Raw genomic sequence first — 19,970 nt, forward strand, 5'->3', positions numbered from 1 at the left:
CCCTCGGCCCGGCCCGCCGGCGACTCCGCAGAAGTCGCCGTGGTCGCGCGCGCGGACGGCGGGGCAACGGGTTCCTTCCGTGACGGTCGGCGGGCGGTGGGGCGGGAGCCGTCGATCGTCGGTGTTCAGGATCGCGCTCTCCCGCCCCCAGGGGAACCGTGTCCGGGGTGCTGTCCACCTGGTTGGGGGCTGCGGAGGCGAGGTGCGCGACAGGTGTCCGCTTACTCGGCTGTTCCGGGCCTTCTGGGTGACATGAGAACTCGGAGGTCGCCGTCCGCGCGCGCGACCACGGCGACTTCTGCGGAGTCGCCGGCGGGCCGGGCCGAGGGCGCCGAGGGCTCGGTGGCGCGGATCGACTGGCGCGAATGGACGGGGCCAGATGAGGTAAGGCTATGCTTACCTGGGCTCCACGCCGAGACGCGGGTGCCGCCCGCCGACGGACCGGGCCGCCGAGCCCTGCCGGCGAACCGGGCCCATGAACCGGGCCCATGAACCGGGCCGACGACCGACGCCCACGAACCACGGGAGATCCATGTCCACGCACCGACGGCGCCCCGCCGCCCTCGCCCTCGCCGCCCTGACCCTGCTCGCCCTCACCGGCTGCGGCGCCTCCGAGCAGATCGAGCCCGAGAGCACGGCCGCCGCGGGGGAGGGCACGACTTCGTACCCGCTCATGCTGGACAACTGCGGCACCACGACTACCGTCACCGCCCCTCCGCAGCGGGTCGTCTCCCTCGACCAGAACTCGACCGAGATCCTGCTGTCCCTCGGCCTCGAGGACCGGATGGTCGGCACCGCCTCCTGGACCGACCCCGTGCTCGCGACCCTCGCCTCCGCGAACGAGAGCGTGCCGCGCCTGGCCGACAACGCGCCCACCTACGAGGTGCTGCTCGGCGCCGACCCCGACTTCGTCACCGCCTCCTTCGGCCGGCACTACGCGCCCGAGGGCGTCGCCTCGCGCGACCGCCTCGCCGAGACGGGGATCGGCTCCTACCTCGCCCCCTCCGACTGCGACAACGGAGCGAGCGTCAACGGCGGGAGCGGCACGCGCACCGTCCCGCTGACCGTCGACGTCCTCTACCAGGAGATCCACGAGCTGGCCGAGGTCTTCGACGTGCAGCAGCGCGGCGACGCCCTGGTCGCGCAGCTGCAGGAGCGCGCCGCCGCCGCCACCGAGGGGGTCGACCTCGGCGGCCGGAGCGTCGCCTTCTGGTTCGCCGACACCAAGACGCCCTACATGGCCGGCGGCTACAACTTCGCCTCGATGCTCGGCACCACGACCGGCATGACCAACGTCTTCGCCGACCGCACGGAGGACTGGCCCGCCGTCGGCTGGGAGAGCGTCGTCGCGGCCGACCCGGACGTCCTGGTCCTCGGCGACCTGCAGCGCGACCGCTTCCCCGGCGACCGCCTCGACGACAAGACCGCGTTCCTCCGCTCCGACCCGCTGACCAGCAGCCTGCCCGCGGTGCAGGACGGCCGCTTCATCGCGCTCCACGGCGCCGAGTTGAACCCGTCGATCCGCTTCGTCGACGGGCTCGAGAAGATCCGCGCCTGGTGGGACGAGAACGGGGCCTCGCTCTGAGCACGCACACGGGCACGAGCACGGTCCTCGTCCGCCGGGTGCCGCGGGGTCTGGCCGCCGCCGCGCTGGTCGTCGGCGGGCTGCTAGCGCTGGCGCTCTCGGTCGGCGTCGCGGTGACGCTCGGCCCGGCCGACGTCTCGCTCGTGAACGTCCGCGACATCCTCCTCAACCACCTCGGGCTCGCCTCCGTCCCGGTGCGTGCGGCCGAGGACGCGATCGTCTGGCAGGAGCGCCTCCCGCGCGCACTCGTGGCCGCGGCCTGCGGGGCGGGGCTCGGCGTGTGCGGAGTGATCCTGCAGTCGCTGCTGCGCAATCCGCTCGCCGACCCGTTCGTGCTGGGCGTCTCCTCCGGAGCGTCCACGGGCGCGGTGCTCGTCGGCGTGCTCGGGGTCGGCGGAGGAGTGGTCGGGCTCTCCGGAGGCGCCTTCGTCGGCGCGCTGGTCGCCTTCGGCTTCGTGCTGCTGCTCACGCGGTTCTCGGCGGGCGGCACCTCGGGCGTGATCCTGGCGGGGGTGGCGAGCACCCAGCTGTTCTCGGCGCTGACCTCGCTGATCGTGTTCGCTCTCGCCGACTCGGACGAGACGCGCGGCGTGATGTTCTGGCTGCTCGGCTCCCTCGAGGGCATGCGCTGGGACGACGTGGCGCTGAGCGGAGGAGTCGTGCTGCTCGGCTCCGTGGTCTGCCTCGCCGCGGCGCGCACGCTCGACGCGTTCGCCTTCGGGGAGGACGTGGCCGCGTCGCTCGGCGTGCACGTGGGCCGCACCCGCCTCCTCCTGCTGGTGGTGACGGCCCTGCTGACGGCGACCCTGGTGAGCATCGCCGGCGCGATCGGCTTCGTGGGGCTGGTGCTGCCGCACGCCGCGCGACTCGTGTTCGGCCAGCGGCACTCGCGGGTGATCCCCGCGACGATCCTGCTCGGCGCGGTGTTCCTGGTGTGGGTCGACGCCGGATCGCGGGTGGCGTTCGCGCCGACTCCGCTGCCGGTGGGGGTCGGCACGGCACTCGTCGGCGTGCCGGTGTTCATGCTGCTGCTCCTGCGGCGGAGGGGCCGCTCGTGACGCTCGAGGCCGACCGGGTCTCGTGGCGCCGGGGCGGCCGCCTGGTGGTGGACGGGGTCTCGCTCCTCCCCCATCCCGGCTCGACCGTCGGACTGCTCGGGCCCAACGGCTCGGGCAAGTCGTCACTGCTGCGGCTGCTGCAGGGCACCGCGGCTCCGGACGCCGGCGTCGTCACCCTCGACGGCGCGCCGCTCCGCTCGCTCCGCCGCCGCGAGGTCGCCCGGGCCGGGGCCACGGTGACGCAGCAGGCCGAGACGGAGGGGGACCTCCCCGTCCGCGACGTCGTCCGGCTGGGGCGGACACCGCACCGCTCCCTTCTGGGCGGAGACTCGGCCGAGGACCTGCGCGCGATCGAGCGCGCCCTCGAGCAGGTGGATCTCGAGGCGAAGGCCGACCACCTCTGGCACACCCTCTCGGGCGGCGAGCGGCAGCGCGCGCACATCGCCCGGGCGCTGGCGCAGGAGCCGCGCGAGCTGCTGCTGGACGAGCCGACCAACCACCTCGACATCCGCCATCAGCTGGAGCTGCTAGCCCTGGTGCGGGCGCTGCCGGTGACCACGGTCGTCGCGCTGCACGACCTCAACCTCGCGGCCCTGTTCTGCGACGCGCTGCTGGTGCTGCGCGAGGGGCGCGTGGTCGCGGGCGGCACCCCGGAGGAGGTGCTCACTCCGGCGCTGATCGCGGACGTCTACGGGGTGCGCGCCCGCGTGATCGTCGACGCCGGACGGCCGCACGTGCTGTTCGACTCCTGATTCCGCTGCCGCATCCTGACCCCACTGCCAGACGATCGTCGATCAGTCAACGGCCTCGTCCACTTCTGGCAGCGCGTTCTACCGTCGGTGAACCGGCTTCGAGACCTCACAGGAGAGGTCCTCCTCGCGCTGGGCGAGGTGAACTCCTGACGGAGGTCGATGGACGTGCCGGTGACGGCGAAGGGGAGTCGAGAGATGTCCAGAGACGACGTGGCACCGGGGCGGTTCGCGCGGTTCGTGAAGTGGGTCAACAAGGCCGACGGCTGGGAGCCGCAGTACCTGCGCGGGCGGGTCGTGGCCAAGAAGGACGGCGAGTGGATCGTCGCGGTCGACGGCGAGGAGCGCCGGATCGTGAAGAAGGAGTGGAGCGTCTACCGCTGACCCTCGGGGAGGACTCGTGATGCTGCCCGACCGGCGCACGCCCGAGATCAGAGAGGCGCGTCCCGGAGTCTTCGTGCTCGAGCTGCGCCGCACCCGCCGCCGGCCCGCCGAGGAGCTGGGCGTCCTGATCCGCACGGGCACGACCTGGACGGTGCTGGGCCCCGAGGGCGTGCTCTCCGACGTGCCGAGCTTCCACGACGCCGTGGCGGCCCTGCGCGAGTAGCGAGGCATCACCGAGGTACCCGCGGCCCCGCTGAGTCGCCCGAGACGGTCGCCCTCTCCGGCGTGTCGACGGCCGTCCCGGGCACCTCAGCGCGGAAGGGGGCGGCGCGGCGGTGGTGCCGCCGAGGCGTGGGCCCGCCGCGCCTACAGCTGGCGGCCCGGACGCTGCACGCCGAAGAAGGTGACGGTGAGGGTCGCCGAGGTGCTCTGCGCGGCGGACGGCGCGGACTCCGACAGGCGCACGGTCAGGCGGAGGTGGTCGGTCGCTCCGACGGCCAGAGCTGGGGAGCCGGGCAGGTCGAGGCGGGAGGCGGCGGGGCGGTCGGCCGACACGGTGGTGACGGTGCCGGGGCAGGTCGCGGCATCGGCCGACCAGGACAGCGAGCAGCGCTCGATCGCGAGCTGCAGGCCGTCCGAGAGGTCGGTGCCGGTGGCCGTCTGCAGCTGGAGGGCCGACATCGGCAGGGTCCCGGCGTTCGTCAGGTCGAGGAGGCGCCGGGCCGTGCCGCCGGGGACGAGTCCCGCGACGGGGACCGGCACGGTCGTCGCTCCGGTGCCGGTGAACGTCGCGATGACGGTGCCGGAGGCGATCCGTGCGCTCACGGAGCCCCGGTCCAGGAGCACGGCGGTGGCGGTGGCGGCGGCGCCGAGGACGAGCGCGCCGGCGACGAGTCCCGCCAGGCCGGCGCGGGAGACCACGCGGCGGCGGACCTCGGGGGAGTGGCGCGGGGCTCCGCGGTCGCGGGAGGACGGCCGGGCGCTGTGCCGTCCGTGCTCAGCGGGCGGACGCAGGGGCTCCGGGGGCGGCGTGCCGTCCGACGAGCGGTGCGCGCCGCTCACGGGGCAACCTCCGCGGGGTGGCGCCAGATGGCGATCAGGAGCGCGCCCACGATGACCGCGCCGCCCGCGGCGAAGAGCGCGAACCGCGCCTCCGGGTGGGCGAGGCCGATGCTCGGCCAGCCCAGCAGCGGCACCACCGAGCTCTCGCGCCAGATCCGCTCGTCCGCGATCGTCACGATCCACGGGTCGGCCGACTCGTTGTTGTCGCCCTTGGTGGTGAGCGCCAGCTGGCCGGGCTCGCGGCCGCGGAGTGCCGCCGCCTCCTCCTCGGAGTAGACGAGGGTGACGCGGTGGATGACGCGGCGGCCCGGATCGTCCGGGTCGGTGAAGACGATCACGTCACCGGCGCGGATCGCGGCCTGGTCGACGGGCAGGGTGACGGCGAGGGAGCCGACGGGCATCCCGGGCGCCATCGAGTTCGACAGCACCGGCACGAGCCGCACGAGACCGAGCGCGGAGAGGACGAAGACGGCGATGCCGGCGACGGCCACGATCGTGACCAGGCCGCCGAGGAGAGCGCGGAGGGCCTTCACGCCTGCTCCCTCCGGTGACGACGGCGCGCCGCCGCGGCGAGCAGGGCGCCCGAGCCGAGGGCGAGCATCCCGCCCAGGAGCGCAGCGCCCAGGTCGCGGCCGGTGACGGCCAGCCCGCCGCCCGCCGCTCCGGGGAAGGAGCCGGGGCCGGGCGTCGCGGAGGGATCCTCCTCCGTCGTGCCCACGAGCACCCGCAGCGACGCCGCCGCGAGCTCGGTCCCGTTGCCGGCCGACTCCGGGAACAGGACGCGGACGCGCACGCCCACGGTGGCCCCGCGCTCGAGCGGACGGACACCGTCGAGCCGGCCGAGCGTCGCCGCGGGCCCGGATCCGAGCGGCACAGCGTCGTCGGGGCAGAGGTAGCGCTCGACCGTGCGCCCCCCGTCGACGACCTCGGCGACGGTGAATGCCGAGCCGCAGAGCTCGACGGACAGCTGGAGGCCGTCGCGCGGGTCCTGCGCCAGCGTCCCTCCGTCGACCGCGAAGGCCACGGAGACCCCCTGCGGCGACAGGCCGGTGCTGGTCACCTCGACCGCCCACTCGGCGCGGTCGCCCGGAGCGAGGTCGGTGAGGGATCCGGGCGCCGAGAGCTCGCGCACGTCGAGCACGCCGACGGGCTCGGCGCTCGCCGCGGGCGCGAGGAGCACCGCCGCGAGGACGGCGACGAGCGCACGGGCGTGGGGCATGGGGACGACTCCGGGAGGAAAGGGGGATGCCTCCGCCCCGCGCCGGTGGCGGCCGGGCAGGACGGAGGCGGTGGGGGACGGTCTACTTCTGGATGCCGGCGCGCTGGATCGCGGCGGCGGTGAAGGTGACCGTGGCGGAGGCGTTCTCGTACGCGTTGTCGGCCGCGGTCGGCAGGACGAGCTCGATCAGCGTGTTCAGCGTCACATCACCGGCGTCCGAGGGGAAGGTCCCGGTCGTGGTGGGGGTGATGCCGAAGTTCGCCGGGGTGAAGTCGACCGCGCCGGCCTGGCCGCCGATGGACGACAGCTTGCCGGATCCGGTGACCGTGGTGGTCCCGCTGCAGGAGTACGGGCCCGCCGGAGTCGTGGTGGGGGCGGTCGTCCAGGCGGTGGAGCAGGTCAGCAGGCGGTAGTCGAGGCCGTTCGGGCCGGAGACGAGAGACTGGCCGACACGGTTCTGGTCGGTGGTGTCGGATCCCACGACGTCGTTGGTGACGGCCTGCGAGAAGCGCACCGACGAGACGAGGTCGCCGTCGTTGGTGGCGTTCGGCAGGACGATCGTCACCGGGCGCTGGATGGTGTCTCCGGGCGCGATGTCCGTCACGATGAAGGTGCCGTCGAGGTTGATGTCGAGCTGTCCGGCGTCCGCGGTGACGCTGGCGCTCCCGGAGTCGGTAAACACGGCGAAGGCGCCGGCGCCGGCGAGGGCTCCCGCGGCGAGGAGGACGCCGCCGGTGAGGGCGATCTTCTTCCAGGGGCTGCGACGGGTGGGTGCTGTGGTGGTCATGGCGACCGTTCCTTTCTGGTGGGTGGTGCCCGGTGCGGGCGTGGTCTCCCTCACGAGGACACGTGCAGGACGAGAGGGGTGTCGGCGGGGAGGCATCAGCAGCCTCCGGCGGTGGTGACGGCCGGCTGGGCGACGGCGGTCGAGGCGGCGGACGCGACTCCGAGCCAGCGCTGCAGGTCCGGGCGGACCCGCCACTGGTAGCTGCGGCCCTCACCGACCCGGTCGTCGGTGAAGCTCGTCGCGGAGGCGGCGGGTGCCGCGATCACGGTCCAGGGGCCGGGCGTCGTCCCCGCGAGGCGGCGCTCGAGGGTCCAGCCGGTCGCTCCAGCGGCGGCCGACCAGCTCACGAGGGTGCTCGGCCGACCGGCCGTGCAGCTCGCGACAGGCGTGGCGACCACGGAGGAGCTGGTCCAGGCGCCGAGCCCGACCGCTCCGCTCGTGCTGCCGGTGCCGGAGAAGCCGCGCCGGACGAGGGGAGCGGGATCGACCCACACCGTGATCGTGCCGCCCGCCGTGAGCGCGCCGTCCGTGACCGTGTACGCGATCGTCGCGCTCCCGGTCCAGCCGTCGGTCGCGGGCGTGTAGGTGCACGTGGATCCGGAGCAGGAGAAGGTGCCGCGCAGCCCGGCCGGGACGCTCGTGCCGGCCAGGGCGAGGGTCGTGCCCGGGTCCTCGTCGGTGTCGTTCGCGAGCGGAGCGACGGTGACGGCGGGGCCGCCGGTGGTCGCGACCACGCGGTCGGGTCGGGCGACCGGCGCGCGGTTCAGCGCGGTGACGGTGACCGTGACCCGCACGTTCCAGGTGCCGTACTGGCCCGAGAGGGAGTAGTCGAAGACGTCGGTGCCGACGAAGGCGGCGATCGGGCGGTAGGTGCACTGGCCGCGGGTCGCTCCGCTCGCGACGCAGGAGACGGACCCCTGCAGGGGAGTGGCGGGGGCTGGGGTCGCCGCGCCTCCGATCGCCTTCGGGGTCGCCGAGAGCTGCGCGCGCGAGAAGGTCGCTCCGGTCGCGGCGGGCCCGTCGTTCGCGAGCACGTCGATCACGACCGATCCGCCCTGCACGACCGTCGCGGCGTCGGCCGCCGGATCGGGGATCACTGAGATGCTCACCGAGGCCGTGCGGGTGAACGCCCCGCCGGTCGGGCCGGTCGCCGTCGCCGTGGCGGTGTTGGCGATCGTGCCGGCGGTGACGTCGGCGGCTGTGGTCGTGTAGGCGGCGGTCGCGGTGACGACCTGGCCGGGCAGCAGTCGTCCGGAAGTGCCCGGCCAGGAGTAGGTGAGAGCGGAGAGCCCGCTCTTGGGGTGGCTGATCGCGACCGGGGTGAGGGTGGTGGTGCCGGTGTTGGTCGCGCGGAAGGTGTAGGTCACCACGGTGCCGGCGGCGCTGATGAAGGCGGGGTTCGCGGTCTTGGCGAGCGCGAGGTCGTTCGTGCGGGTGATCGTCACCGTCCGCGAGGCGGTGGCCGTGACGGCGGCGCCCGTCGGAGGGGTGCCGGTCGCGGTCGCGGTGTTGAGGACCTGGCCCGCGTCGACGTCGGCCTGCGTGAGCGTGTACGACGCGGTCGCGGTGACCGACTGGCCGATCTCGAGGCGCCCGGCGGTCCCCGGCCAGGAGTAGGCGAGCGCGGAGAGCCCGCTCTTGGGGTCGGTGACCGCGACGGCGCTCAGCCCGGTGTTGCCGGTGTTGGTGGCGGAGAAGCTGTAGGAGACGGTCGAGCCCACGGCGGCCCCGGTCGGGATCGTGCCGTTCTTCGTCAGCGAGATCGAGGGCGCGTAGCGGATCGGCGTGGTGGCCGTGGAGGTCGCGGTGACCGTCACGGGCGAGGCTGCCAGCGTGCGCCCGCTGACCGTGGCGGTGTTGGTGACGGCCGTGCCCTTGTCGATGTCGGTCTGCAGCACCGTGTACGGCGCCGAGGTGAAGGTCGCGCTCGCTCCGGGTGCGAGCTGAGTCGAGGCGGGCGTGATGCCGGTGACCTTCGGGTCGGCGACGGCGACCGTCTGCAGCGTGACGTTGCCGGAGTTGAGGGCGAGGAACGAGTAGCGGATCTGCTCGCCCGGGTCGGCCTGGGCGTTGCCGTTCGTGTCGGTGAGCAGGGCGGTCTTGGTGAGGGTCAGAGCGGGAGCCGGGGTGGCGATGGGGGCGGTGGCGGTGGCGGTCCTGCTCGTGACGGGGGTCGTCGTCACGACGTTCGAGATCGTCTCCGTCTTCGTCGCTGCAGCGGTCGCCGTGTTGACGAACGAGCCGGCCACCGCTTCGGCGGCCGTGACCGTATGGGATCCCGTGCAGATGGTGGAGGCGAGCGGGAGCAGGGTCGTCGGCGGACAGGAGAGGCTCGCGGCCTTCGGGTCCGTGACGACGATGCCGGTGAGCGTGCCCCGGATGGACCCGTTCGTGACGACGAACTGGTAAGGGATGACGGATCCCTCGGCGTAGGCGACGGGCTGCGTGGTGGTGCGGTCGATCTGCTTGACCAGAGTGATGTCGTCGAGAGTGTTGATGGACGAGACGGAGACGTTGCGGACGAGGTGGGTGTCGTTCGATCCACCGGTGGACGCCGTGAAGCCGAGCTTGTAGGTCGAGGGCGCTGCGGTCGGCATCGTGAACTGCATCAGCTGCGTCAGCGCGGAGGCGGCCATTCCCGCCGAGGTGCCCCAGTAGACCGTGACGACGGGGGAGGCCGTGGCGGACACGGTGATCCGCACGGTCCTGCCGTAGCTCGCGGGCGGATTGCCCGACGATACGGTGATCGGGGTGCGTACGGACGGTAGCGTCGTCTGCTGCGCGTCCTGCAGGAAGCAGTAGCCGGTCTGGCCCTGGCCTGCACCTCGGGCGACGATCTGATTCGCGGCCTGGCCCTGGTATGAGCCGGAGGGGCACCCGAATCCGAGTCCGTAGGTGGGCGGGGCGTTGGGTGTCGTGCTCTGCGTGGGAGGTCTGGCCGAGAAGTTCCCGTAGGCGTCGATGCCGATGCCGAGATAGCCGCCGTTCACACCCTCGACGGTCGCGGACTGACCGTAGCCGAGCGAGCCGCCAGGGGCTCCGGCCGCCGTCAGTGACTTCGAGCCGTCCGTGAGGAAGAAGCCGATGCCGTCTGCTCCGAGGGGGCCGAGGGCGGAGCTGTACTGGTACTGGTCGAACTGGACGTCGATGCCGCCCATCGCGGGGATCGGCCGGTTGAAGACCGCGCCGCCCTTGGCGTTGTTCCGGGCGTCGGTGAGCTGCAGGAAGCCCGGACTCGTCGCGGCGGCGGGGGCCTGAGTCCGGTTGGCGCAGACGCCGAGATTCGAGGAGCCGGTCGGCGGAGCAGTGGTCGCCGCCGTGATGCAGGCGCCGTCGAGCGCCTGCCACGCCGAGTCCGCGACGCTGATGCCGCCGAACCCCTCCTGGAGCAGGACCGTGGCCGCGGCGGCCCTCGACGCGGGCAGGACCACGAGGACGGCGGCGAGCAGGAGCAGCACGAGGCCGAGGGCGATCGAGCGGTCGTGGCTCGGCCGGGCATGCGCGTTCGACACGGATCGACCTCCCCCCGGGGCGCCTCGCCGGGCCTTCCGGATGGAGCGGGATCACGATAGGTCGCAGCTCGGAGGCGCCCTGTCCCCCTGAGACGGGACGTGGGCGGCGGACGACGGGCCCCCGATCCGGTGGGCACGCAGAAGGGGGAGAGCAAGCGCTGAACCAGCGCTCAGGTGGTGTCCAGAAAACGCGACCTATCCGGGGCTCCCCCGCGAGAGTGTTGACGTGCGCACGGCCCTCGCGCCGGGCTCAGGGCGGCCTGGATCCGTGCCGGCCCCGCGGGACCCCGGAGTTCCGCCACCGACACGATGCGGTTCCGCTCCCGTGGCGGGCATCTCCGGAGCAGTGGCGCGAGATAGCGCTCTCACCAGGACCTTCTCGCATCCCTCCGCCGCTCCACGCCAGGTGGGAGCGCCGCCGCGGGTGTCCCTGAAGCGGGTCTGGCGGTCGCGCAGCGGACGCGGGAGGATGCATTCGCGCCTGCCCGCCCGCACGGTCCCCCGAAGGACCGCACCGCGCCCCCTCCACGGTGGTCCGATCCGGACCGCAGCACCCCCCTCACACCTTCCGGTCAGGCTCCGCCGACCGAGCAGCCCTCTCCACGTCGGGATCCCATGTCCTCTCCTGCGCGCCACAGCCGCCGTCTCGTCCTCACCGGAGCCGCCCTCGGCGTCGGATCCGCCTTCGCCTACGCGATGACCGCGTCCGCGGCGCCCGACTACAGCGTGATCCCGCCGCTGCCCAACGAGCTCGGGCGCAGCGACACGGCGATCTCGCGCGTGGGGAAGAAGCCGTACCAGATCATCGACGTGATGATCGGCACCGACCGCGCGCGGCTCTTCGTCCCGCACACCGCGGTCCCCTCGCAGCGGATCGGCCGGGTCGTCTACTGGTACTACCACGCCAACGGGAGCACCTACGCGGCCCTGTCCGGCGCCTACCAGTACAGCGCTGACCAGGCCGTCGACAAGGGCGTCATCTCGATCTGCCCCAACTACGGCGGCAGCATCTACACGAACAAGCGGGCCGTCGCCATGGAGGTGGACGCGGTCGCCTGGTTCCAGAAGACGTGGCGGATCGGCGCGAGCTTCCTCCGCTCGAACTCCGGCGGCGGAGCGCTGCTCTGCTGGGCGTACGGCAACAAGCTGGTCCCCGAGATCCGCGGCGCGTACCACGCGGCCGGCGTCTACGACATGGCCGACATGGCCCGCCGCGATCCGGGGCGCGTCCTGCCGGACTACGACAACGACCCCTCGACGATCCCGGCGACCGACCCCGCGCTGCTGCCGCAGGCCTCGTGGGCGGGGGCGCGGATCCGCACGACCGGCTCGACGGAGGACGTCCTCGTCCCGATCGCCGTGCACGGAGGGGCCTGGGTCGCGCTCGCGAAGCCCGTCGCGAAGGAGGCTGTGGTCCTCTACACGCCGACCGACGGCGCTCCGAACGGCCACAACGTGCCGAGCCTGACGAACAAGGACATGCTCGACACGTTCGACCGCTGGCTCGCGGAGCAGCCGGTCGTTCCGCTGCCCGACGAGCCCGCCTCGTCGATCCCCGGCGAGGGCACGTACCAGAACTACTCGCCGCTCATCACGACGGCGGGCACCTGGAGCACGATCTCCTCCTCCGCCGACAGCGGCGGGAGCATCAGCTACTCCAGCTCGGCCGGAGCGTCCGCGAGCTTCCGCTTCTCGGGCACGGGCGTCAGCTGGGTGAGCCGGATGACGGCGACCTCCGGCATCAACGAGGTGCTGCTCGACGGCGTCCTCGTCGCCACCGTCGACCGCTACAGCCCCACGACCCGCTCGGGTCAGACGGTGTGGACGAGCGGACCGATCGCCGCCGGCACCCACACGGTCACGATCCGCCGCGGGACGACGCGCAACCCGGCGTCCACCGGGTCCACCCTGATCCTCGACGCCTTCGTCGTGACCGCGGGGACCGTCTCCACGTCGACCCCCACCCCCACCGCGACGGCGTCTCCGACCAGCACGCCGACGCCGACGCCGACGGACACGCCGACCCCCACCGACACGCCGACTCCGACCGAGACCCCGACGGCCACGTCCACGCCCCCCCCGACCTCGACGCTGCCGGCGGCGGGGACGTACCAGAACGGAGCCGCCGTCATCGCGACGGTCGGCACCTGGGCGACGCTCTCGAGCACCGCCGACAGCGGCGGCAGCATCTCGTACTCCAGCACCTCCACGGCCTCGGCGACCCTCCGCTTCCGGGGCACGAAGGTCAGCTGGGTGAGCCGGATCACCCCGACCTCCGGCATCAACGAGGTCCTGATCGACGGCGTGCTCGTCGCCTCCGTCGACCGCTACAGCGCCACGAACCGCTCGGCCCGCACCGTGTTCACCAGCAGCACCCTCAGCGCCGGCGAGCACACCATCACCATCCGCCGCGGCAGCAAGCGCAACGCCGCCTCCACGGGCAACTCGCTGATCCTGGACGCCTTCGTCGTCGTGTGAGCCGCTCGGGCGCCCGAGCCGCCCGCGTGATTCCGGACAGAGGACGCGGGCGGGCTCGGGTGGCCGGGTGTGCGGGGGCTCGTGGAGGGGGCCTTTGTCGCTGAGTCGCTCGCTCGGCGCCCACTGCGTCGAGTCGCCCGTGTCGAGTCGCCCGAGAATGCAGTTGTTTCAACGTTCTCGGGACCAATTCGGGCACCTCAGCGGGCTTCGCGCGAGGCGGCCCGTGCGAGCATGCGGGGACGAGAACGCTGATCCTCGGAGGAACGGGCTGGCTCGGCGGGCACCTCGCGGCGGAGGCGCTGCGGCGCGGCCACGACGTGACCTGCCTCGCGCGGGGGACGGCCGTGCCCGCGGGGGTGTCCCTCGTCCGGGCCGACCGCGACCGCGAGGACGCCCTCGACGCCGTGGCTGCGGCATCGTGGGACGCGGTGATCGACGTCTCCTCGACCCCGCAGCACGTCCGCCGATCCGTCCGCGACCTGCGCTGCAGCGCCTACGTCCTCGTCTCGACCACGAGCGTCTACGCCGAGAACGCGGTCGTCGGCGCGGACGAGGACGCCGAGCTGCTGACTCCCTCCGACGATCCCGCCTCGTACGGCGCTGCGAAGGCCGCCTGCGAGCAGGCCGTGCTGGCCGGATCCGCGCCGTCCCTGATCGCGCGCGCCGGCCTGATCGTCGGCCCCGGCGACCCGACGAGCCGCTCCTCCTACTGGCCCTGGCGCTTCAGCGCGCGGTCCGGGCCCGTGCTGGTGCCGGATGCGCCCGAGCTGCCGACGTCCGTGGTCGACGTGCGGGACCTCGCCGCATGGCTGGTGGCGTCCGCCGAGGCGCGGGTGGCGGGCGTGATGAACGTCTGCGGGACCCCCGTGCCGTTCGGCGAGCACCTCGCCGCGGCGCGGAGCGGATCGTCGGCCGAGCCGGTCGCCGTGCCGCAGGAGTGGCTGCTCGAGCGTGGCGTCGGCCAGTGGGCGGGCGCCGGCTCGCTCCCGCTGTGGATCGCGGACCCGGACTGGCGCGGCATGAACGCACGCTCGACGGCACGGGCGGAGGCCGCGGGCTTCGAGCGCCGCGAGCTCGCCGAGACGCTGCGGGACGCGGCGGCCGCGCACGTGCCGGGACGCGGCGCCGGACTGGGGGAGGAGCGGGAGCGGGAGCTGCTGGGGGAGTGGGGTGCGGGGCGGGATTGAGGCGGCGGGCCGTCTCGGCTGAGTCGTCCGATGGAGCAGGCGGCCCTACGACGAGGCGCGGAGTTCAGAGGCCGGAAGAAGTATTGATCCCTGCCCGCCTGGCAGCCGCTCGACCGATGTCGTCCAGCTGAGCGAGCATCTCGGCGGGCGGCCTCGTGACGTCGATCCGCACCGTCCGAACCACGACACCGGAGCCTTTCACCGTCGCTGTCCGATCACTCGGGTCTCCGGCGCTCGAGACGTAGACGAGCGTCCCTTCAGCCAGCCCGAGCACTGTGCAGTAGGCCAGCATCTGGTAGAGGTCCTCGACCCTCGGTGGCCCGAGTTTGTACTTGGCATCGATGACGACCACTGGTCGGCCGCCGGCGACGTGGACGAAGTCGGGTCGGATCGGCTGGCGTCGTTCGAGATCGAGATGAGCGGGGAACTGACCGATACTGACGCCACGCGAGACCCCTGAGAGAGCGCTGCTCAGAGTCGTGGTCACGAATGCCTCGAACGCCTCCGCCATATTGACGACGAAGGAGGCGACGGTGTGGCCGCCGTTCGTCGTGGTGGGCGTGATGCGTGCGAGCACGAGTTCGGCGAAGCGCAGGGCGGGCTGATAGCGCTGGTTCAGCCGCGACGGCTGCCACGACGGTGTCATCGTCCCTGGCCGCAGGAGGGCTGCCTCCGACAGTCTCGAGTCGAGGTGCGCCAGGCGCCGCCGGACGTCCGGCGACACGCGGGGCACGGCGAGCAGCAGCCGGCCGGCCGCACGCAGGATCCGGTTCTCGACGATGTCGGCCGAGTAGTCGTCGACCGTCAGCTCGATCGGGAGGAGTCGTCCGCCGCGGCGCGACATCTGGTCGGAGAACCGGACCCGCCCGCGCACCGTCATGGCGCTCTCGTCGTACCGTCGGTACCCCTGCAGGAGGCCGTGCCCGAGTGCACGTTCCGCGATGCGCGCGTACGTCTCGGCGACCGCGGGGAAGATCTCCCTGCCGTCGCCGGAGACCTCTTCCGGTCGGAAGCCCGGGTCCGCCGCGTACCCCAGCATGAAGAGCACCGAGGAGAAGGCGGCCTTCGGACGGACGACGACCTCGTCGCCATCGATCCGAATCGCCCCGATCCTGTTGAGCTGAGGCTTCACCTCGGCGCCTGACGCTGTCATGCGGGATTCGAGCAGCCCTGCGCTGCATACGCGACCGATGACCTCAGGGTCGAACGAGACCGCCGTCCAGCCGCCGTTCTCGTCGAACTCGACGCGGGTCATCCGGCCGGAGCGTCGTCGACCGCTTCGTCCGGATCCGCGACAGCACCGGGCTCGAGAGCGCTGAGACCGAACGTCGCCCGGACCTCCGCGCGAGACAAGCGTCCGTAGTAGTGCTCGTCGAGCAGCGGAAGGATGTCGTACTCCCAGATCCTCGCCAATCCGGAGTCCGTGCGGGCAGAAGCGCCCATGAGGTAGGACGGGCCGATCTGGAAATCGCGGTCGAGGTCGCCGATCCGCTCGTTGAGCTGCCTCAGCAGAGCACTTCGGCTGATCTCATGGTGCTGCGCCTTCGACCATCGCTCGATCAGGCCGAGTACCGGCTCCTCTGCGGGGTGCAGCTCGACGAACGAGAACCGCCTCCTGATCGCCGCGTCCACCAGGGAGATCGAGCGGTCTGCCGTGTTCATCGTTCCGATGACGAAGAGATTCTCGGGCAGACGGAAGTCCTCCTCCGGCGAGTACTGCAGTGAGACCCCGGCGTCGCGGTATTCGAGGAGCAGGTAGAGCTCGCCGAACACCTTCGCGATGTTCGCCCGGTTGATCTCGTCGATGATCAGCACATGCGGCACTGTCGGGTTCGCCGCCGCCGCAGCAGCGAGAAGACGTACCGGCCCCGGTGCGAGTCGGAAACTCGCGGACCCCTTCTCATCGACCGTCGGCCGGAACCCCTCGAAGAAGTCCTCATAGGAGTAGGAGGGGTGGAACTGGACGATGCGGACCGCGCCCTTCGGCGCGATGAAGTCGGCGAGAGCACGGGCGAGATAGGTCTTGCCCGTTCCGGGAGGCCCGAAGAAGATCGCTTGGCGACGCTCCTCGAGGAGACCCAGCACCTCGTTCAGCCACAGTGAGTCGTAATGCAGGCGACCCGCGAGTTCGGGCGTGCTGCGGGGGAGGCGGAGGGGGCCGGACAGCGGAGGTGCGGGCGTCGGTGCGATCGGCGGCGATATCAGGAAGCCGACGTCGGTGATCGGAGCGCTGCCGGACAGGACGTCGAGGACGGCGTTCGGTATCTCCGACCTCGAGACCGGCGTTCGCCAGTCGACGCCGCGTCGTCCTCGGGAATCGAGTTCTCCGATGACGCCCCAGTGCACGTCGTCGGAGCCGTCGACGAAGACCTGGTCGCCGGCCGCCATCGTCACGAGGAACTGCGCAGCCGAATCCACCTCGGTGAGGAGATCGGTGATGGGCGGTCGCGGACCGGCCCCGGACGTCGGCCAGTCTCTCCATGAACGGAGCGCTTCGTCGCGGATGCCGCTTCGACCGCCATCCGGCGGGAGCGTGACGTGGAGGCCTGGGAGGGCGAGTGGCGCGCCGGGAGCGGCCGAGGGTACGGCCCAGCCGCGATGCTCGGTCTGCGGTGCCGCAAGCCACCATTCCGCGTCCCACGGTGGCGAGTACCAGGCGATGTCGAGCTCGCCGCTCGGGTCGAGGCTGTCCCGCAGAGCGAGCAGATCGCGGTCGACGTCGTCCGTCACCGTCGGGAGCGCTCCCGCGAAGGCGTCGCGGATCGCGTGCTTCTGCGCGACGGAGACGATTGCTTCGAAGCAGCTCGGCCAGGCCAGAGCGAGCAGAGAGCTCCGGATCGGTGGAGCATCACCCTGTACGTCGAGCGTGCGGTCGCGGAAGAGCCAGGGATCGCCGAGCGCGGCTTCGCGATGATCGGACGCGAGGGCGTCCCACTGCCGGACGAAATCGCACAACCAGAGGAGATGCTGTGCGATCTGCTGGTTGAACCCCTGACCGCCGTTGAAGACGCCGCGAGTGTCGAGGGCGTCGACGATCACATCAGGGACCCGGGGGCGATCGGGCAGCACGTCGAGGATCTCCTGCAGAAGAGCGAGCTTCGTCTTCGCCCGGATGTTGATGAGGGGGAGGCGCTGCAGGAAGCAGAGCTCAGCGGCGAGCAGGACGACCGCCCTCGGCTGATCCGTCATCTGCTCGGCGATCCGCTCACGGAAAGTGCCGGTCGACCCGGGTGTCTCGATCGCTCGCCGGAGTGCCGCCGCAGTATCAGCGGTCCAGGTCACCGTCCGGCCGTCGAACGCGGAGGCCTGGCGTCGGAGACCACCGTCGAGGACGACGCGGGGAGCCTGCGCGATCGTCGTGCGCTCCGCCCGGCCCGTCCGTCCGGACGTCTCCGGTTGCTCCGCTGGAACGCCGGGGTCGGTCGTTCTTCTTATGGCCGCGCAGTCCGAGCACCATCCCGGTCGCGTCAGCGTCCTGAGATCGACATCCGGCGCAGCACCCCAGGCCTTCAGCACTTCGTCCTGAGCCCAGATGCGGATCGGAGTCGTCACGCCGTGAGCACATCCTGGGAGATGCAGCTTGCCCGAGGACGCTTCCTCGTAACCGTGCTCGGATGCGGCGAGCCCCCACTCGACGCCGTCGAAGGACCGCGTGGAACCGGAGATGCGCCCTCGAGCTCCCGGAGCAGTGCTGAGCACCAGGAATCCGAGCCCTGTGAGGACCCGCTGTGCCTGGCCGGAGGTGAACTCGCTCCTCTGCAGACCGGTGACCTCGGAGATCACCTGTTTCACGGGGAAGCGGCTGCCGCTCACCTCGACGGAGTACGTGCTCACCTCGGCCGGCGCGGTACGGGCGAGGGTGCTCTCGACTTGTTCCCGTGTGAGTTCGTAGGTGGCGCCGTTGATCGTGAACTGCACTTCGTCCCCTTCGTCGTTCCGGTGAGTCTGTCGGACGGTACCGACTTTCACCGCATCGGCTCCCTTTTCGCGCCGGGAGAAGAGGGGGTGTCACTGACCGTCTTCGAGTCCGTCTGCTCCGGTCTTGGTATGGGGGAGAGTCCGACGCGATGAGCGCGGAGAATCCGACGGGACGGCGACCGATCGAGAAGGAAGCGACAGCCCTTCCGCAGCGAACCGGACCTCGACCGGTATGGCACGATCAACCCATGCCCGGCTCACTGCACGCCTATGTCGTCGAAGGAACCCGTCTCCGAGTGGATGTGGTCTCGGATCAGGGGGCGACTCTCTCCCTTGCGGGGGAGTTTACCGATCTCGAGCCGGTGACGGAGAGCGGTGGCGTTCTCGAGAGCAATCCTGCACTGCGCAGCAACATGTGGGCGTACGCCAAGACCTGGTACCGCGCCCGGATGACGTCCAATGCCGAGGCTCTCGCGCATTCGGATCCGGCCGAGCAGAAGGCAGCTCTCCAGCAGGTGGAGCAGGAGCGGCGGACCGCACAGAAAGTGGCCGAGACGTACGCGAAGACGGCGCAGTGGATCGCGGACGTCGCAGACGACGTCTCGCTGCTGGACGTCCAGCACGGATGGTGCTCGTCGTGCTTCTTCAACACCGAGCACCGGAAGTCGAACCGTCCCGCGGGGCAGCTTCCCGTCTACGTCTGCCAGGGCTGCGGATCCGCGACGCTCCCGTGCGTGGCTGTGGGCTGCGGCAACATGGCGGTGCGCGAGCGCGGCGCTCTGCGCGTCCCCCAGTTCTGCGCCGAGCACAAGCACGAGATCCCGGGCTTCGAGAAGGCCCAGGGGAGCTTCGGCGAGCTGCACGACTACGAGGCCTTCCTCGAGTACGAGAAGCCCGACCTCGACGCGACCTCGAAGATCATCGTGGGCGGCATCGCTGTCCTCGCGATGGCGGCGCCGGTCGCTCTCCTCGCCGCTCCCGCCATCGGCGGCGCGATCGGCTCGCTCGGCGTCTTCGGCGGATTCACCGGCGCAGCGGCGAGCTCACACGGACTCGCGCTGCTCGGCGGCGGCACCCTCGCAGCGGGCGGGCTCGGCATGGCCGGCGGCACGGCGGTCGTGACGGCCGTCGGAGCGGCGGTGGGAGGTGTCCTCGGGGCATCGGTCGCGAACGCCTACCTGAGCGAGGACAAGTCGTTCCAGATCGAGCTGCTCCGTCCGGGAACGGGCGGCGTCCCCGTGGTCGTCGCTAACGGGTTCCTCACCGACGGTGAGGGAGAGCGGTGGGGCAAGTGGAAGTCGATCGTCGACTCCCGCTACCCGGACTCGCCCGTCTACCGCGTCCGATGGGGGTCGAAGGAGTTGCGGGATCTGGGGGAGCTCGCCGTCGGCGCAGCAGGCAAGGGCGTCGCCATGGGGCTGCTCAGAGGAGCGGCGGCGCTCGGGCACAAGGCGGGGGCGAAGCTTCTCGGAGGCGTCGCCGGGCCGGCGATGATCGCCTCGGACCTCGCGAGGAACCCCTGGCACGTCGCGAAGAATCGCGCCGACAAGACGGGCGTGATCATCGGTGATCTGCTTGCACGCACGAACGCGGAGTCGTACGTGCTCATCGGTCACAGTCTGGGAGCGAGGGCGATGGTCGTCGCCGCGCAGTCCATGGGCACGAAGCCCGGAGGGCCGCGGATCCAGGCCGCACATCTCCTCGGCACCGCGATCGGAGCGAAGAGCAACTGGGACTCGTTGACTGCCTCGGTCGACGAGGCGGTCTACGGCTACTACTCCCGCAACGACGCGATCCTCAAGTTCGTCTACCGGACGGCTCAGGCCGGTGAGACGGCAGCTGGTCTGGTGGGCTTCATCCCCGCGTCCAGCAAGATGCAGAACATCGACGTCTCGGATCGTGTCCAGACGCACTTCGAGTATCAGGACAACGTCGAGCTCCACGACGCCGTCTGAGCGGTGCCGGGCGGGAGGTCGGTGACCTCTCGCCCGCGATCAGTCGATCCGCTGGTCCTTCGTCCATTCGCGCAGG

General features: G+C 71.8%; 15 protein-coding genes. 8 read left to right on the plus strand and 7 right to left on the minus strand.

Features of this window, described 5'->3' with window-relative positions; all coding sequences use genetic code 11:
* Positions 1-532: 532 nt before the first annotated feature.
* The 5 genes from C5D04_RS05045 to C5D04_RS05065 all read left to right on the plus strand — a co-directional run bounded on the left by C5D04_RS05045 (position 533) and on the right by C5D04_RS05065 (position 3,999).
* Entirely contained in the window at positions 533-1,585 is a 1,053-nt protein-coding gene (locus C5D04_RS05045; RefSeq protein WP_104234087.1) for an ABC transporter substrate-binding protein, read from the plus strand.
* Positions 1,558-2,643, plus strand: a complete 1,086-nt coding sequence (locus C5D04_RS05050; RefSeq protein ID WP_104234086.1) for an iron ABC transporter permease — start codon at positions 1,558-1,560, stop codon at positions 2,641-2,643. The genes C5D04_RS05045 and C5D04_RS05050 overlap by 28 nt, the downstream gene beginning before the upstream one ends.
* Positions 2,640-3,395 (plus strand): ABC transporter ATP-binding protein, encoded by a 756-nt coding sequence (locus tag C5D04_RS05055; RefSeq protein ID WP_104347333.1) that lies wholly within the window; start codon positions 2,640-2,642, stop codon positions 3,393-3,395. The genes C5D04_RS05050 and C5D04_RS05055 overlap by 4 nt, the downstream gene beginning before the upstream one ends.
* A 195-nt stretch (positions 3,396-3,590) precedes the next feature.
* Positions 3,591-3,776: a hypothetical protein gene (locus tag C5D04_RS05060; protein WP_104223398.1), complete on the plus strand. Its 186-nt coding sequence runs from the start codon at positions 3,591-3,593 to the stop codon at positions 3,774-3,776.
* Positions 3,777-3,795: 19 nt separating this feature from the next.
* Entirely contained in the window at positions 3,796-3,999 is a 204-nt protein-coding gene (locus C5D04_RS05065; protein WP_104234084.1) for a hypothetical protein, read from the plus strand.
* A gap of 143 nt (positions 4,000-4,142) precedes the next feature.
* On the opposite strand, the gene C5D04_RS05070 is transcribed toward C5D04_RS05065, so the two are convergent.
* The 5 genes from C5D04_RS05070 to C5D04_RS05090 form a co-directional block, all read right to left on the minus strand.
* The gene (locus tag C5D04_RS05070) at positions 4,143-4,838 is read right to left on the minus strand and encodes a peptidase (RefSeq protein WP_104347334.1); all 696 of its coding nucleotides are present in this window, start codon (positions 4,836-4,838) and stop codon (positions 4,143-4,145) included.
* Positions 4,835-5,371 carry a signal peptidase I gene (locus C5D04_RS05075; protein WP_104234082.1) on the minus strand — a complete coding sequence of 179 codons (537 nt, stop codon included), beginning with the start codon at positions 5,369-5,371 and terminating at the stop codon, positions 4,835-4,837. Before C5D04_RS05075 ends, C5D04_RS05070 begins: the two co-directional genes overlap by 4 nt.
* Positions 5,368-6,057, minus strand: coding sequence for a hypothetical protein (locus C5D04_RS05080; RefSeq protein WP_104234081.1), 690 nt, complete (start codon positions 6,055-6,057; stop codon positions 5,368-5,370). Before C5D04_RS05080 ends, C5D04_RS05075 begins: the two co-directional genes overlap by 4 nt.
* An 82-nt stretch (positions 6,058-6,139) precedes the next feature.
* Complete coding sequence (locus C5D04_RS05085; RefSeq protein ID WP_104234080.1) at positions 6,140-6,844, minus strand: TasA family protein; 705 nt, start codon at positions 6,842-6,844, stop codon at positions 6,140-6,142.
* 95 nt (positions 6,845-6,939) lie between these two features.
* Positions 6,940-10,356: an Ig-like domain-containing protein gene (locus C5D04_RS05090; protein WP_104347335.1), complete on the minus strand. Its 3,417-nt coding sequence runs from the start codon at positions 10,354-10,356 to the stop codon at positions 6,940-6,942.
* A gap of 615 nt (positions 10,357-10,971) precedes the next feature.
* Here C5D04_RS05090 and C5D04_RS05095 point away from each other — a divergent pair.
* Positions 10,972-12,834 (plus strand): hypothetical protein, encoded by a 1,863-nt coding sequence (locus C5D04_RS05095; RefSeq protein WP_104347336.1) that lies wholly within the window; start codon positions 10,972-10,974, stop codon positions 12,832-12,834.
* A 251-nt stretch (positions 12,835-13,085) separates the two neighbouring features.
* Positions 13,086-14,021, plus strand: coding sequence for an NAD-dependent epimerase/dehydratase family protein (locus tag C5D04_RS05100; RefSeq protein WP_258068840.1), 936 nt, complete (start codon positions 13,086-13,088; stop codon positions 14,019-14,021).
* 64 nt (positions 14,022-14,085) lie between these two features.
* Here the strand turns inward: C5D04_RS05100 and C5D04_RS05105 are convergent, their stop codons facing one another.
* Positions 14,086-15,276, minus strand: a complete 1,191-nt coding sequence (locus tag C5D04_RS05105; RefSeq protein WP_104234076.1) for an McrC family protein — start codon at positions 15,274-15,276, stop codon at positions 14,086-14,088.
* Entirely contained in the window at positions 15,273-17,939 is a 2,667-nt protein-coding gene (locus C5D04_RS05110) for an AAA family ATPase (RefSeq protein ID WP_104347338.1), read from the minus strand. The genes C5D04_RS05105 and C5D04_RS05110 overlap by 4 nt, the downstream gene beginning before the upstream one ends.
* Positions 17,940-18,301: 362 nt before the next feature.
* Here C5D04_RS05110 and C5D04_RS05115 point away from each other — a divergent pair, with 362 nt between their 5' ends.
* On the plus strand, positions 18,302-19,894 hold the full coding sequence (locus C5D04_RS05115) for a DUF726 domain-containing protein (protein WP_219812384.1): 1,593 nt from the start codon (positions 18,302-18,304) through the stop codon (positions 19,892-19,894).
* Positions 19,895-19,970: the final 76 nt, after the last annotated feature.

The organism is Rathayibacter sp. AY1D2 (assembly GCF_002932695.1).
Classification (GTDB): Bacteria; Actinomycetota; Actinomycetes; order Actinomycetales; family Microbacteriaceae; genus Rathayibacter.

Coding starts and splice junctions, on each gene's coding strand:
- C5D04_RS05045 (WP_104234087.1), top strand. CDS start 533: ATGTCCACGCACCGACGGCGCCCCGCCGCCCTCGCCCTCGCCGCCCTG.
- C5D04_RS05060 (WP_104223398.1), top strand. CDS start 3,591: ATGTCCAGAGACGACGTGGCACCGGGGCGGTTCGCGCGGTTCGTGAAG.
- C5D04_RS05065 (WP_104234084.1), top strand. CDS start 3,796: ATGCTGCCCGACCGGCGCACGCCCGAGATCAGAGAGGCGCGTCCCGGA.
- C5D04_RS05080 (WP_104234081.1), bottom strand. CDS start 6,057: ATGCCCCACGCCCGTGCGCTCGTCGCCGTCCTCGCGGCGGTGCTCCTC.
- C5D04_RS05085 (WP_104234080.1), bottom strand. CDS start 6,844: ATGACCACCACAGCACCCACCCGTCGCAGCCCCTGGAAGAAGATCGCC.
- C5D04_RS05095 (WP_104347336.1), top strand. CDS start 10,972: ATGTCCTCTCCTGCGCGCCACAGCCGCCGTCTCGTCCTCACCGGAGCC.
- C5D04_RS05105 (WP_104234076.1), bottom strand. CDS start 15,276: ATGACCCGCGTCGAGTTCGACGAGAACGGCGGCTGGACGGCGGTCTCG.